The following is a 14240-nucleotide window of genomic DNA, read 5'->3' on the forward strand; positions in this document are numbered from 1 at the left end:
ATGAACGCAAGCGATGGTATCCGCGTCACCCTCAGCGAATTGATCGAGATGCGCCATCGCGTGCGCGAAGTGCAGCTGTTTTCCACCCCAAGCCAACGCAGCCCGTTGATCGGCCTGCACCACTCCAAACTGCGCGGGCGCGGCGTCGACTTTGACCAGGTGCGGGTCTACCAGGCCGGGGACGACGTGCGCACCATCGACTGGCGCGTCACCGCACGCACCCAGGAGCCCCACACCAAGCTGTTCCACGAAGAGCGCGAACGGCCGATCTTCATCATGGTGGAACAAAGCTGCCGGCTGTTTTTCGGCTCCGGGCAGATGTTCAAGTCGGTGCTCGCCGCCCAGGCCGCCAGCCTGATCGGCTGGGCTGCCCTGGGGCACAACGACCGCGTCGGCGGGCTGGTGTTCGGCGACAGCGAGCACTACGAAATCAAACCCCGGCGCAGTAAGCAAAGCCTGCTGCAACTGCTCAACCGCCTGGTGCGCGTGAACCAGAGCCTGAACACCGAGAGCCGCCCCGAAGCCGACGCGCTGGGCATGGCCTTGCGCCGGGGCCGCGAAGTGCTGCGCCCGGGCAGCCTGGTGATTGTGATCTGTGATGAGCGCGCCCTCACCGAAGGTGCCGAGCAACAGCTGAGTCTTTTGTCACGCCATTGCGACCTGTTGCTGCTGCCCATCTCCGACCCGCTGGACCACGCCCTCCCCGCCGCCGGGCTGCTTCGCTTCGCGGAAAGAGGCGCACAGCTGGAACTGGACACGCTGAACTTCGATTTGCGCCAGGCCTACAAGGCCCAGGCCGAAGCACGCATTGCACGCTGGGAACTGCTTGCGCAGAAACTGCGAGTCCTGCTGATGCCCTTGAGCACCCAGAGCGAAATGGTCGAGCAACTGCGCGAATACCTCAACCCGCAACGTCCGGTTAAAAAGCAATGAGCAGCCTCGACCAACTGCAACCGCTGATCGCGCCGCCGGCCATCGGCTTCTGGCCGCCTGCGCCGGGCTGGTGGCTGTTGCTGCTGGTGATCCCGCTGTTGGGTTGGGGCCTGTGGTCGCTGCGCCGCTTCCTGCCATCCCGGCGCCCAGTGGCCCGCGCCGAACAGCCCCTGGACCCGTTGCGCATCGCTGCCCTCGCCGAACTGGCGCTGATGCCCAAGCCTTACGATGGCGCGCCCGCCGGCGCGTGGCTGCAGCAACTCAACGGCCTGCTCAAGCGCTTGTGTCGCAATGACTACCCTTACAGCCAGAGCCATACCCTCAACGGGCGCAAATGGCTGGCCTTCCTCGACAACCGCTGCCCGGCGGCGGGCCTGACGCGCTGGATGGTGCTGGTGGAAGGCGCCTACAAACCCGAATGCAAACTGGACGACAAGGCCATCGCCGGCCTCACCCAGGCCGTCGACACCTGGATTCGCAAACATGTTTGAGTTCGCCTGGCCGTGGATCTTCGTCCTGTTGCCCTTGCCGTGGTTGATGCGGCTCGTACTGCCGGTGGCCGACAGCGGCGAACCGGCGCTGAAAGTCAGCTACCTCAGCGACCTCGAAGGCCTGGCCCGCCGCCGCGCCCGCGTGAACCTGCCCGGCTGGCGCCAACAGGCACCGTTTGTGGTGCTGTGGCTGCTGCTGTTGACCGCCGCAGCGCGCCCGGAATGGCTCGGTGAACCCCTGCCGATTGCCGCCAGTGGCCGCGACTTGCTGGTGGCGGTGGACGTGTCCGGCTCCATGGATTTCCCCGACATGCACTGGCAGGACGACGATGTGAGCCGCCTGTCGCTGGTCAAGCACTTGCTGGGCGACTTCCTCGAAGAGCGCGAAGGTGATCGCGTAGGCCTGATCCTGTTTGGCAGCCAGGCCTACCTGCAAGCCCCGTTGACCTTCGACCGCCGCACCGTGCGCGCCTGGTTGGACGAAGCGCGCATCGGCATCGCCGGCAAGAACACCGCCATCGGTGATGCCATCGGCCTGGCCCTGAAACGCCTGCGCCAGCGTCCGGCGCAGAGCCGGGTGTTGATCCTGGTCACCGACGGCGCCAACAATGCCGGGCAGATCGACCCACTGACCGCCGCCCGCCTGGCGGCTGAAGAAGGCGTGAAGATCTACCCGATCGGCATCGGCGCCGACCCCGAGCAGACCGGCTCCCTGGGCATCCTTGGCGTGAACCCGAGCCTGGACCTCGACGAACCCGCCTTGAAGGCCATTGCCGACGCCACGGGCGGGCGTTACTTCCGTGCCCGTGACGGCGAAGAACTGCAGCAGATCAAGGAAACCCTCGACAAGCTCGAACCCGTCGCCCAGCAACCCACCCAGGCCCGTCCGGCCCAGGCGCTGTACAGCGCACCACTGGCCCTGGCGTTGGTGCTGAGCATGCTGTTGGTGATCCAGGAGCGCTGGCCGAACAACGCGCTGCAACGGCTGTTCAACAAACTTTCGAGCAAGGGCCATTTTCTGCAACAGCACCCGGAATGGCGCCAACGCCTCAAACGCCTGCGCTTGCGGAGGCGTCGATGATCGACCTGTGGCCGCACCTGTTCCGCCCTTGGTGGCTGTTGCTGCTGCCCTTGCTCGGCTGGCTGCTGTGGCAACTGTGGCACCGGCAGAAACGCGCCGGGCGCTGGCAGATGATCCTGCCACCGGCCTTTCACGCGGTATTGCTCAGTGGTGGCAACGGCCGCGAAAGCAAATCGCCGTGGGTGGTGCTGGGTATCGCGTGGCTGCTGGCCGTGCTGGCGCTGCTCGGGCCGAGCTGGCAACGGGTGGAACAGTCCAGCCAAAAACCTTCAGACCCGTTGGTGGTGCTGCTGGAACTGACCCCGGAAATGCTCGCCACCGACAGCCCGCCCAACCGTCTGGAACAAGCGCGACGCAAACTGTATGACTTGCTGCAGGCGCGGGACAACGCCCCCACCGCCATCGTGGTGTACGCCGGCAGCGCTCACACGCTGGTGCCGCTGTCGGACGACCTGGCCACCAGCCGCAACCTGCTCGAAGCCCTGCGCCCCTCAATCATGCCGCAGCCTGGCCATCGTGCCGACCTGGCCGTCGAGAAAGCCCTGGGCCTGCTCAAGCAAGGCGGCCTGGGCCAGGGGCGCTTGTTGCTGGTGGGCTCGTCGCTGTCCAAACAGGAACGCCAGGGCATTCGCCTGCTGCTGCAAAGTGGCCAAGCGCCAAGCCTGTCGATCCTCGGCATCGGCAGCCGCGAAGGCACGCCCGTCACCCAGGAAAGCGGCGAATTCCTCAAGGACGAACAAGGCGCGATTCTGGTGCCACGCCTCGACAGCCCGACCCTCAAGGCCTTCGCCAGTGAGATGGGCGGTCGCTACCGAGCAGCACGCCTGGACGACAAAGACCTGCGCCAACTTGGCATGCTCGACGGTCCGCAAAGCCTGCGCAACGACGGCCAGTTGCTGCACCTGGACACCTGGGCCGACCAAGGCTATTGGCTGCTGCTGCCACTGTTGCTGCTGGCCGCCTGCGCCGGGCGCCGGGGCTGGTTGTTCTGCCTGCCGTTGCTGCTGCTCGGCGCGCCGCAACCCAGCTATGCCTTTGAGCTGCAAGACCTGTGGCTGCGTCCGGACCAGCAGGGCCAGTACCTGCTCAAGCAAAAACGCCCGGCCGAAGCGGCCGAGCACTTCGAGGACCCGCAATGGCAGGGCGTGGCGCTGTACGAAGCGGGCAACTACGCCGAGGCGATCAAACGCTTTGCCGAGGGCAACGACGCCTATTCCCACTACAATCGGGGTAATGCCCTGGCCAAGGCCGGTGAGCTGGAGGCCGCCATCGATGCTTACGAGCAAGCCCTGGAAGCCCAGCCCGACCTGCAACCGGCCCTGAAAAACAAGGCGTTGGTGGAAACCCTGCTGCAGGAACAGGCGCAACCCGAGCCGCCCACGCCTGCAAAAAACGAGGATGACGAAACCACGCAACCCGGCCAAACTGCGCAACCCGGCGCAACCGGGCAAAGTGCCACTGGCGCAGAACCGTCATCACAGGGCCAGGACGAAGCGCAGGCCGGCGACACCCAGACGAACGCCACACCCCAGGCAGGCGGTAACGAAGTACCCGGCAGCGAGTTGGGCGATGAGCAAACCACCACCCCGCCCCTGCGCCCTGCCGATGCCAGCATCGACGGCGAACACCGCCAGGCCCTGGAACAATGGCTGCGGGAGATTCCGGACAACCCTGGCGAACTGCTGCGCCGCAAATTCTGGTACGAACAGCAACAACATCAGGACAAGACTCGATGATGCGCCGCCCCACCCTACTGCTTCTGCTCGCGTTAACGGCAGGCCACGCCCAGGCGGCGAACCTGGTCGCCAGCGTCGACCGCAGCCGCCTCAATTCAGGGGAAACGGTGGAGCTGACGGTGGAATCCAGCGACGTGACCCAGTTCGGCAAACCGGATCTGACGCCCCTGGACGCGCAGTTTGAAGTCAGCGGCACGCGCCAGATCAACCAGCTCACCACCCTGGGCGGCGACAACCACGCGACCACGCGCTGGATCATCACCCTGCTGCCCAAGGAAAACGGCAGCGTGGTGATCCCGCCACTGCAAGTCGGCGAACTCAAGACCCAGCCCATCACCCTGCAAGTGGTGGAGACCACCAGCCAGGACACCGCCGCCGAACTGGCCCCGGTGTTCATCGAGGCCAACCTCGACCAAAGCTCGGTGTACGTGCAAGCCCAGGCGCTGCTGACCGTGCGTGTGTATCACTCGGTGTCGCTGTATGACGACAGCAGCCTGACGCCGCTGCAGATCCCCGATGCGCGCATCGAGCAATTGGGTGAGTCGCGCACCTACGAGAAAGTCATCAACAGCATCCGCCACGGCGTGATCGAAACCCGCTACGCGATCTACCCGCAACACAGCGGGGCCCTGGTGATTCCGGCGCAGACCTTCAGCGCGACGCTGGTGGAGTCGCGCCCGCCTCAGGAGAACACGCTGCAAGGGACCAAGCCAGGCAAGCTGATCCACGTGAGCTCTGCCGAACTGGCGCTGACGGTCAAACCCAAGCCGGCCCTCTACCCGGCCGACGCGCCTTGGCTGCCGGCGCGCAGCCTGAGCCTCACCGAAGGCTGGAACCCGGAGCCTGAACATGTGCAGGTCGGTGACTCGCTGACCCGCAACCTCACGGTCAAGGCCGAGGGGCTGTCCAGTGCGCAGTTGCCGGCCCTGCCCAGCAGCGACATCAATGGCCTGCGCCGCTACCCTGACCAGCCGGTGCTCGGTAACCAGAACAATGACCGCGGCCTGATCGGCAGCCGCGAAGAGCGTGAAGCCCTGGTGCCGACCCGGGCGGGTGCAGTTGAACTGCCGGCCGTGGAAGTGGTGTGGTGGAACACCCACGAAGACCACCTCGAACGCACCACCCTGCCCGCCCGTACGCTGCAAGTGGCCACCAACCCGAGCCTGGTGGTGGACACCCCCGCCACGCCCACGGTGATCACTGCGCCGGACGATGAGCGCCTGTGGCTGTGGCAACTGAGCACGTTGATCCTGGCCTGCACCACGCTGCTGGGTTTCGGCCTGTGGTGGCGTGCGCGCCGGCAACCGGCCGTGCAACGTGCCGCGCAGACCGGCCCGAGCCCACGCACGCTGCTCGACGACCTCAAACGCGCCACCCAGGCCAACGACCCTCAGGCGACACGCCAAGCCCTGGATGCCTGGGCCCGCCAGCAACCGGAAACCCTTGCCGACATGGCGGCGCGGTTTGTGCCGCTGTCGGATGCGCTGGATGGGCTCAACGGCGCGCTGTACAGCGAAAGCGGCCAGTACTGGCTGGGCGAAGAGCTGTGGCGCGCGGTAAAAGCCATCCCCATGGCCGAACGCGAAGCAGACCCGGCCACCGACACCACCAGCTTGCCGCCGCTGTACCCCAAATAACCACGATATCCCTGACACCACACAATCAACATGTGGGAGCGGGCTTGCTCGCGAAGGCGGTGTGTCAGATAAAGATGAACTGACTGAACCACCGCCTTCGCGAGCAAGCCCGCTCCCACATTGGATTACCATCGCTTGGGCAAAATGCGTTGTTAAAGGCCAGCAATCCATATCCCTTTAATTTGAGGGAAGTTTCCTAGACAATCCCACGGCCTTGCGCCTGCTCTGACCACTGGCTAGCCTTCGCTCCGTCGCTGCATATCAGCGATCGGGTGTGGAAACCTGGGAACTAGTAGGCGTCATGATCGTATGAAACGCTCAATGGCGGCTGTGCGCGGGCAGACTTCGGTCTGGCCGAGTCCTACTACTCGGTTTTCCACCCCGCGTATGGCTGCCACCTAATCTGTCGTGTGGAAACGGCACAGGATGGCTCCCCCACTTAGTAGGAGTTTCATTCATGAACAAAATCGTCCCCGACCCACCCCGTTTTGTCCCCGACCGTAAAATCTTCGACCGCGCCCTGCGCCACTACCTGCAACCCGCTTCTCAACCCGCGTTCAGCGTGCATCCAAACCTCAGCTTCGAAGACGCCCTGACCCAAATCTGCGACCTCTTGCGCTGCGCAGCGGCCACCGCGGGTGCTGTCACTCAGGGGCTTACGGGCGACCAGCGCCACCTGGCAGGTGCCTCCGAGCATTCGATCATCAACGCCAAAACCCTTGCAGATCGCGCACTGGACTGCCTGCACACCGCGTAACCCCTGTGGGAGCTGGCTTGCCTGCGATAGCGGTGTGTCATCCAGCAGATTTTTCGACTGACACACCACCATCGCAGGCAAGCCAGCTCCCACACAGGTAAACTCCCCTCCTTTTCATCTATTCCACGGAGTTCGCCTTGCGTCTGTTTCACACCTCCGACTGGCACCTGGGCCAAAATCTTCACGGCCAGGAACGCGACTTCGAACACGCCTGTTTTCTCGAATGGCTGCTGGGCCAGCTCAAGGCCCAGTTGCCGGATGTGCTGCTGATCGCCGGCGATATCTTTGACACGGTCAACCCGCCGCTCAAAGCCCAGGAGCGGCTGTATGACTTCATCATCAGCGCCCACGAACAGAACCCCAAGCTGACCATCGTGATGATCGCCGGCAACCACGATTCCGGCTCCCGCATTGAACTGCCCGCGCCGCTGATGCGCCGCCTGCGCACCCACGCGCTGGGCCGTGTGTTGTGGCTGGATGACGGCCAACTGGATGCCGAGCGCCTGCTGATTCCCCTGCCGGATGCCAAGGGCAAGATCGCCGCCTGGTGCCTGGCGCTGCCCTTTTTGCGCCCGGCGGAAGTCACCGGTGCTCAGCTGGGTGACGACTACCTGCAGGGTATCGGCCAGGTGCATGAATGGCTGATCGCGGCCGCCAACGCCAAGCGCAAGAAAGGCCAAGCGCTGATTGCCATCAGCCATGCGCACATGGCCGGTGGGTCGGTGTCGGAAGACTCCGAGCGCAGCTTGGTCATCGGCAATGCCGAGGCACTGCCCGCCAAGCTGTTCGACAGAAGCGTGGCGTACGTTGCCCTCGGCCATTTGCACAAGCCGCAAAAGGTCAACGGCGAAGAGCGCATTCGTTACAGCGGCTCGCCAATCCCGCTGTCTTTTTCCGAAATCGGCTACAAGCATCAGATTCTTGACGTGACGTTCCAGGGCCAAGCCCTGGTGGGTGTCGAACCGATTTTGATCCCGCGCTCGGTCGACCTGCAACGCCTGGAGGCCGCGCCCCTGGCGGAAATTCTCGCGCAGCTTGCCGAGTTGCCGGACATCGACCTGCTCGCCGAAACCCAGCGTCACCCCTGGCTGGAAGTGCGTGTGCGCCTCGACGAGCCGCAACCCGACCTGCGCCAGCAGATCGAAACCGCCCTGCAAGGCAAGGCGGTGCGCCTGGTGCGCATCGCGGCCGAGTACGCCGGCAAGGGCAGCCGTGAGGAGGAAGGCGAAGATCGCCTGGTCGAACTTGACCAGCTCACGCCCCAGGAACTGTTCAGCCGTGCCTGGCAGGACAGCTACGGCAGCGAAGTAGACGAACAGACCTTGAAGGACTTCGCCGTGCTGCTCCAGGAAGTGCAACAGGAGGGTGAACAGCCATGAAGATCCTCGCCATTCGCCTGAAGAACCTGGCCTCCCTGGCCGGCCCGTTCGAGATCGATTTCACCGCCGAGCCCCTGGCCAGTGCCGGGTTGTTTGCCATTACCGGGCCGACCGGCGCGGGCAAAAGTACCCTGCTGGACGCCCTGTGCCTGGCGCTGTTCGGCGCTGTGCCGCGCCTGGGCGATACCGGCCAGGCGAAAATGCCGGATGCCGACAGCGATATTTCCATCGGCGACCCACGTACGTTGCTGCGTCGCGGCACCGGTGGCGGGTATGCCGAGGTGGATTTTGTCGGTGTCAGCGGCAAGCGCTACCGCGCGCGCTGGGAAGCCAACCGCGCCCGTGACAAGGCCAGCGGCAAGTTGCAGAACAGCCGCCAGAGCCTGATCGACCTGGACAGCGAGCAACTGCTGGCCAGCCAGAAAACCGAATACAAGACCCAGCTGGAATTGGCCCTGGGGCTGAATTTCGAGCAATTCACCCGTGCGGTGTTGCTGGCGCAAAGCGAGTTCAGTGCCTTCCTCAAGGCCAACGACAACGAGCGCAGCGAACTGCTGGAGAAGCTCACCGACACCGCCCTTTACACTCAGCTCGGCCGGCGTGCCTTCGACAAGGCTAAAGAGGCCCGTGACGTACACAAGCAGTTGCAGGACCAGGCGGTTGGCGTGGTTCCCCTGGCACCCGAAGCACGCGCCGAGTTGGATCAGCAGTTTGACGCTGCGCAGCAGCAGCTCAAGACCCAGCAAGCCCAGCTCAAACAGCTGGAGCTTCAACACACCTGGCTCAAGGAATTGCGCGACTGGCAGGAACGCCAGCTGGCTGCCACCGAACAACTGCAGCGCGCGCAAGCCGAATGGGAGAACCAGGGCCAGCAACGCGAAGACCTGACCCGCCTGGACCAGTTGGCGCCGCAACGCCACCAGTTTGCGCGCCAGGCAGAACTCGGCGGCTTACTCGCCCCGTTGGCCGTGCAGATTCAATCGCACATCCAGCAACAAGCTGAACTGCATACCGCACAGGAACAGGCTCAGCAACAACAAGCCAACGCGCAAACCGCCTTGGCCGCAGCTCTGAAAAACCAGACCGATGCCGGGCCTTTGCTGCGCCAGGCATTTGAAGAGCAAAGCACCCTCACCCGCTTAACCACCGAATTAGCCAAGCGCTCCGAAGAAAAACAGCAGCAGGAAAACGCCTGCACCGAAGGTCAGGCTCAGCTCACAGGCCTGCTGGACAAACAGAACCAGGTCGCAGAACGCTTGCAACGCCTGGCGACTGAGCTAGAGCACAGCGCCGAACTCGCCCCGCTGAGCGATGCCTGGAGCGCTTACCGCGACCGCCTGCAACAGCTGATGTTGATCGGCAATCGCCTGAACAAAGGCCACGCCGAACTGCCGCAACTGGAAGAACGCGCCACCCGCGCCGCCGAGCAGTTCACCGCGCAACGCGAAGCCCTGGACTTGCTGTACCAGGAAGCCGGCGCTGAACCCCATGCGGTGGCCGAGCAGATCCAATTGCTCGCCAGCCTGTTGCAGGACAATCGCAAACAGCAGCGCGCCTTCGAAGACCTGACGCGCCTGTGGGACAGCCAGCAACAGCTGGACCAGCAAGGCGCCACGCTGACGCAAAAACTCACCGATGCCCAACAGCAGCGTGAGCAACTGAACCAGACCGGCCTGCAAACCAAAGCCGAATTGGCCGTTGCCGAACAAACGCTGAGCGTGACCAAACAGCTGCTGGAACGCCAGCGCCTGGCTCGCAGCGCCAGCGTCGAAGAATTGCGCGAACAGTTGCAGGACGACCAGCCGTGCCCGGTGTGCGGCAGCCACGAGCACCCGTACCACCAGCCCGAAGCCCTGTTGCAAAGCCTGGATCGTCATGACGAAACCGAAGAGGCCTCGGCGCAGAAGGCCGTCGACATTCTCAAGGAAAAACTCACCGAGCTGCGCGGTGAAGTGGGCGGTCTGATCGCCCAGCAAAAGGAATACCTGCAACAACAGGAACAGCTGGCGACGCAACAGCAAGCCCTCAAGCCAAGCCTGGATGCGCACCCGTTGTCCGCGGCCTTGTTCGACCAGGACGCAGCCAAACGCAGCGCCTGGCTGGACCAGCAACTGGGCCAACTGACCCAGCGCATCACCCAGGACGAACAACGCCAAGGTGCCCTGCTCAACCTGCAACAGAACGCTGGCCGCCTGCAGCAACAACTGCAGGCCGCCCAGGAAGCCAGCCAACAGGCGCGCCAATTGCTGGTGGACCAGCAACGCGAATTGGCCAACGACCGCGAACGCCTGGACGAGGAACTGAACGCCTTCGCCAGCCTGCTGCCTGCGCATACCCTGGAAGGCTTGCGCACCGAGCCGGCCGCGACCTTCATGCAGTTGGACCAGCAGGTCAGCCAGCGCCTTGAACAGCTGGGCCACCAACGCGACGAGCTGGCCGAGCGGCAAGAACGCCAGCAGGCCATCGAGAAAGAACAGACCCACCAACAGCATCGCCAACAGCTACGCGACACGCTGGTTCAACAGGTCAGCGACCTGGCGGCCGAGCAACAGGCAGCGCAGGCTACGCTCAGCGGGTTGCTCGGCGAGCACGCCAGTGCCGAACAGTGGCAACACCAGCTGGATCAGGCCGTCACCGGCTCACGCCAAAGCGAAACCGATGCCAGTAAACAGCTGCAAGAGATCCACAACGCACTGATCCAGCTGGCGGCCGACCTCAAGGCCCAGCAGGAGCGTGAGCAGGGTTTGCAAGCCGAACAACACACCCTCGCCAGCCGCCTCAGCGAGTGGCGAGCCCTGCATCCGGAACTCGACGACGCCGGCCTGGACCGCTTGTTGGCCTACGACGACACCCAGGTGAGCCAGTTGCGCCAGCAACTGCAACACAGCGAAAAAACCGTCGAGCAGGCCAAGGTCCTGCTGCAAGAACGCGAGCATCTGCTGGCTCAGCATCAGGCCCAGCACAATGGCAACCTCGACGCCGAGGCACTGGACAGCGCCCTGGCCAGCCTCAACCAGCAGTTGGCCGACAGCGAAAAACTCGTTGCCGAGCTGCGCGCGCGCCAATCCGAAGACCAGCGCCGCCAGGATGCCAACCAGGCCTTCGCCGAACAGATCACCCAGGCCTACGACGAGTGGCAACGCTGGGCACGCCTGAATGCGTTGATCGGTTCAGCCACCGGCGATACGTTCCGCAAGATCGCCCAGGCCTACAACCTCGACCTGCTGGTGCACCACGCCAACGTGCAACTGCGCCAGCTGGTGCGGCGTTACCGCCTCAAGCGCGGCGGCAGCATGCTCGGTTTGTTGGTGATGGACACGGAGATGGGCGATGAACTGCGCTCGGTGCATTCGCTGTCCGGCGGTGAAACCTTCCTGGTGTCGCTGGCGCTGGCCCTGGGCCTGGCGTCGATGGCGTCGAGCACGTTGAAGATCGAGTCGCTGTTTATCGATGAAGGCTTCGGCAGCCTGGACCCGGAATCGCTGCAGTTGGCCATGGACGCGCTGGACGGTTTGCAGGCCCAGGGCCGCAAGGTCGCGGTGATTTCCCACGTGCAGGAAATGCACGAGCGCATCCCGGTGCAGATCCAGGTCAAACGCCAAGGCAATGGCCTGAGCACCCTGGAGGTCAAGTGAGCGAGGCGCTGCTGTATTCGTTCCGGCGCTGCCCCTATGCGATGCGCGCGCGGCTGGCCTTGCGTTACTCGGGCGTGCCGGTGCGTATCGTCGAGGTGAGCCTCAAGGCCAAGCCGGCCGAGATGCTGGCGCTGTCGCCCAAGGGCACGGTGCCGGTGTTGAGCGTCGACGGGCGAGTGATCGAAGAAAGCCTGGAGATCATGCAGTGGGCCTTGGCCCAGCACGATCCGGATAACTGGTTGCTGCAAGGCGACCCGGCGATATTGGCGTTGATCGCCGAGAACGACCAGCACTTCAAGTATTACTTGAATCGATACAAGTACGCCGAGCGCTACCCCGAGCAGCCGATGGAACATTATCGGGCCGGGGGCGAGGTGTTCTTGCAAAAGCTGGAGGGCTTGCTGGCTGAGCGGGATTACCTGGTGGCCAACCACCTGACCCTGGCGGATGCTGCACTGGCGCCCTTCGTGCGTCAGTATGCCCATGTGGATCGAGTGTGGTTTGCCGGAACTTCGTATAAGCGGTTACAGGCTTGGCTTGAGCGCTTTCTGACGTCGCCATTGTTCATGGCGGTAATGGCTAAACCCTGACAACTGTGGGAGCTGGCTTGCCTGCTATGGCCCCACCTCGGTATGACTGACACACCGAGGTGTCTGCATCGCAGCGGTGCGGCGATCCGACAAGCCAGCTCCCACTTTTGATTCAGGTGATGTTTAGCTCACTGCTGGGTTTTGTGATCCAGGGCAGCGTAGAAGTTGGCGCTTTGTTGCAGGTATTTCTGGGTGTAGGCGCTGGTGCTGGATTTTTTACCGGTGACTTCCACGCTGGCGGCGGCAGGCAGGGCAACAGTGGCGGAAACGGCGGAAGCGGCGATGATCGAGAAGAGATTCAAATTCATGTCGGTAACCCTTGTGTTCGTCTGGTTGAGTGGCCGGTGAAGGCCTTGGAACCAAACTTACGCCCGAGGGTTGAACCTTAGAAATGCTTTGAAACAGTAGCCGCTATTAATGGAATTAATAGAAAGGGTCAGGCCCCGCAATACGGGGCCTGCGGCTTACTGACGCACCAGGAACTTGAGGTCGCTGGGCGCATCGATGGCCAATTTCTGCACGGTTTTGCCGAGCAAGCCGGTCTTGGGGTCACGTTCGACCACCACGATTTCATTGCTTTTCTGGTTGGCGATCAGCAAAAACTTGCCGCTCGGGTCCAGGCTGAACTCGCGCGGGTGGTCGCCTTCCACGGTGCGGCGCTGCAGCTCCTTGAGGTGCCCAGTGGCCGGATCGATACTGAACACCAGCATCTGGTTGGCGGTGCCACGGTTGCTCACGTACAGGAACTTGCCGTCACTGGAGGCATGCAACGCCGCACCGGCCTTGTCGGACACCGGCTGGCCAGCGGCGAAGTCCACCAGTTGGGTCTGGCTGAGCTTGCCGTCTTGGTAATCGAACACCGCCACCTGCGCGCTCATCTCGGTGGTCAACCAGGCATGCTTGCCATCGGCGCTGAACAACAGATGACGAGGGCCGCTGCCTGGGGGCAGTTGCACCGACGCCGGGTTGGCCGGGGTCAGCGGCAGTTCATGGTTGGCCTTGGGGTCGTAACGGTAGGCAAACACCTTGTCCGCGCCCAGGTCCTGCACAAACACGTACTTGCCGTCTGGCGAAGACACCACCGAGTGCACATGGTTGGACGCCTGGCGCTCAGGGTTCACGCGGCTGGCCGGGTGCCCGCTCAACTGCACCGGCGCCGACAACTTGCCATTGGCGTCGAGCGGCAGGATCGCCAGGCTGCCGCCCGGGTCTTCCAGTACCGAATAGTTGGCGACGAACAGGTAACGCCCATCGGCAGCCACGCTGGAGTGCGTGGGTTCATTGCCCAGGCTCTGCACCTGGTTGATCAGGGTGAGTTGGTGGTTCTGCGGGTCGATGCTGTAACTGCTGACGCGCCCCACCGGGTCTTTCTGGCCCGGGCCGTTCTCGTTGACCACAAACAGGTGCTTCTGGTCCTTGGAGATCGTCAGCCACGACGGGTTGGCCGCCTTGGCCGCCAGCACCGGCTTGCCGCTGAACTGCCCGGTGCGGCTGTCGAATTGCAGGCGGTAGATCCCTTCGCTGGTACCGGCGGTGTAACTGCCTACCAGCAATTCGTAGGTGTCAGCCGGGGCTGCTTGCACCGACATGGCACCGACACTGCCCGCCATCAGCAGGGGCCAGAATTTACGCATCATCATCCGCTTCGTCCTCGTCGTTGTTATTGTCGCCCTTGATCGCGCTCAAACAGACTAGACGGTGCTCCCCGTCTTCGTTGTTCAAGAGCCAGCTCTGCAAGCTGTCGTCAAAGGTGGCGGCATTCAGTTGTTCTGGACTGAACTTCCAACGCTTGAGTTCCCGGCCATCCATGCTTTCGATCAGCAGATGCTGGTCAAACGTGAAGTCGAAGGCGTGCAGCCCGTTGATGATCAGCATGTCGCTGTCGTTAAGGGCTTTGCTCAGGTCTGGTGCTGCGTCGGTCATGATGTGAAGTCACTGCGGGGGAAAAGACACATGATAGGTCAATTCCCCCGCCGTGCCTTGCGGCAATGGTCTAAATCG

12 protein-coding genes are annotated in these 14240 nt (G+C 63.4%); 9 read left to right on the forward strand and 3 right to left on the reverse strand.

All coding sequences use genetic code 11. From position 1 onward, the window contains the following. The 9 genes from M2394_RS03410 to M2394_RS03450 all read left to right on the forward strand — a co-directional run bounded on the left by M2394_RS03410 (nt 1) and on the right by M2394_RS03450 (nt 12239). The gene (locus M2394_RS03410) at nt 1-933 is read left to right on the forward strand and encodes a DUF58 domain-containing protein (RefSeq protein ID WP_178922474.1); all 933 of its coding nucleotides are present in this window, start codon (nt 1-3) and stop codon (nt 931-933) included. Next, nucleotides 930-1424 (forward strand): DUF4381 domain-containing protein, encoded by a 495-nt coding sequence (locus M2394_RS03415; RefSeq protein ID WP_178922472.1) that lies wholly within the window; start codon nt 930-932, stop codon nt 1422-1424. The genes M2394_RS03410 and M2394_RS03415 overlap by 4 nt, the downstream gene beginning before the upstream one ends. Next, a complete protein-coding gene (locus M2394_RS03420) occupies nt 1417-2505 on the forward strand; it encodes a VWA domain-containing protein (RefSeq protein WP_259171631.1) in 1089 nt (362 codons plus the stop codon). Before M2394_RS03415 ends, M2394_RS03420 begins: the two co-directional genes overlap by 8 nt. Next, nucleotides 2502-4241: a tetratricopeptide repeat protein gene (locus tag M2394_RS03425; protein WP_178922466.1), complete on the forward strand. Its 1740-nt coding sequence runs from the start codon at nt 2502-2504 to the stop codon at nt 4239-4241. Before M2394_RS03420 ends, M2394_RS03425 begins: the two co-directional genes overlap by 4 nt. Next, nucleotides 4238-5878, forward strand: coding sequence for a BatD family protein (locus M2394_RS03430; RefSeq protein ID WP_259171632.1), 1641 nt, complete (start codon nt 4238-4240; stop codon nt 5876-5878). The genes M2394_RS03425 and M2394_RS03430 overlap by 4 nt, the downstream gene beginning before the upstream one ends. A 457-nt stretch (nt 5879-6335) precedes the next feature. Continuing rightward, on the forward strand, nt 6336-6635 hold the full coding sequence (locus tag M2394_RS03435) for a DUF6124 family protein (RefSeq protein WP_259171633.1): 300 nt from the start codon (nt 6336-6338) through the stop codon (nt 6633-6635). Nucleotides 6636-6772: 137 nt separating this feature from the next. Next, nucleotides 6773-8014: an exonuclease SbcCD subunit D C-terminal domain-containing protein gene (locus M2394_RS03440; protein ID WP_178922462.1), complete on the forward strand. Its 1242-nt coding sequence runs from the start codon at nt 6773-6775 to the stop codon at nt 8012-8014. Further along, a complete protein-coding gene (locus M2394_RS03445; protein WP_259171634.1) occupies nt 8011-11649 on the forward strand; it encodes an AAA family ATPase in 3639 nt (1212 codons plus the stop codon). Before M2394_RS03440 ends, M2394_RS03445 begins: the two co-directional genes overlap by 4 nt. Next, nucleotides 11646-12239 carry a glutathione S-transferase gene (locus M2394_RS03450; protein WP_259171635.1) on the forward strand — a complete coding sequence of 198 codons (594 nt, stop codon included), beginning with the start codon at nt 11646-11648 and terminating at the stop codon, nt 12237-12239. Before M2394_RS03445 ends, M2394_RS03450 begins: the two co-directional genes overlap by 4 nt. Before the next feature lie 128 nt (nt 12240-12367). Here M2394_RS03450 and M2394_RS03455 read toward each other — a convergent pair whose 3' ends face one another. From M2394_RS03455 to M2394_RS03465, 3 genes are all read right to left on the reverse strand, one after another. After that, entirely contained in the window at nt 12368-12547 is a 180-nt protein-coding gene (locus M2394_RS03455; protein WP_010210027.1) for a hypothetical protein, read from the reverse strand. A 156-nt stretch (nt 12548-12703) separates the two neighbouring features. Continuing rightward, nucleotides 12704-13879: a lactonase family protein gene (locus M2394_RS03460; protein ID WP_259171636.1), complete on the reverse strand. Its 1176-nt coding sequence runs from the start codon at nt 13877-13879 to the stop codon at nt 12704-12706. Further along, on the reverse strand, nt 13866-14162 hold the full coding sequence (locus M2394_RS03465) for a DUF5629 family protein (RefSeq protein ID WP_259171637.1): 297 nt from the start codon (nt 14160-14162) through the stop codon (nt 13866-13868). Before M2394_RS03465 ends, M2394_RS03460 begins: the two co-directional genes overlap by 14 nt. Between the last annotated feature and the right edge of the window lie 78 nt (nt 14163-14240).

It is taken from the genome of Pseudomonas sp. BIGb0164, assembly GCF_024810135.1.
Lineage (GTDB): Bacteria > Pseudomonadota > Gammaproteobacteria > Pseudomonadales > Pseudomonadaceae > Aquipseudomonas.

Excerpts from the sequence above, each read along its gene's own strand:
- M2394_RS03410 (WP_178922474.1), top strand. The coding sequence starts at position 1 with ATGAACGCAAGCGATGGTATCCGCGTCACCCTCAGCGAATTGATCGAG.
- M2394_RS03415 (WP_178922472.1), top strand. The coding sequence starts at position 930 with ATGAGCAGCCTCGACCAACTGCAACCGCTGATCGCGCCGCCGGCCATC.
- M2394_RS03420 (WP_259171631.1), top strand. The coding sequence starts at position 1,417 with ATGTTTGAGTTCGCCTGGCCGTGGATCTTCGTCCTGTTGCCCTTGCCG.
- M2394_RS03425 (WP_178922466.1), top strand. The coding sequence starts at position 2,502 with ATGATCGACCTGTGGCCGCACCTGTTCCGCCCTTGGTGGCTGTTGCTG.
- M2394_RS03430 (WP_259171632.1), top strand. The coding sequence starts at position 4,238 with ATGATGCGCCGCCCCACCCTACTGCTTCTGCTCGCGTTAACGGCAGGC.
- M2394_RS03435 (WP_259171633.1), top strand. The coding sequence starts at position 6,336 with ATGAACAAAATCGTCCCCGACCCACCCCGTTTTGTCCCCGACCGTAAA.
- M2394_RS03445 (WP_259171634.1), top strand. The coding sequence starts at position 8,011 with ATGAAGATCCTCGCCATTCGCCTGAAGAACCTGGCCTCCCTGGCCGGC.
- M2394_RS03455 (WP_010210027.1), bottom strand. The coding sequence starts at position 12,547 with ATGAATTTGAATCTCTTCTCGATCATCGCCGCTTCCGCCGTTTCCGCC.
- M2394_RS03460 (WP_259171636.1), bottom strand. The coding sequence starts at position 13,879 with ATGATGATGCGTAAATTCTGGCCCCTGCTGATGGCGGGCAGTGTCGGT.
- M2394_RS03465 (WP_259171637.1), bottom strand. The coding sequence starts at position 14,162 with ATGACCGACGCAGCACCAGACCTGAGCAAAGCCCTTAACGACAGCGAC.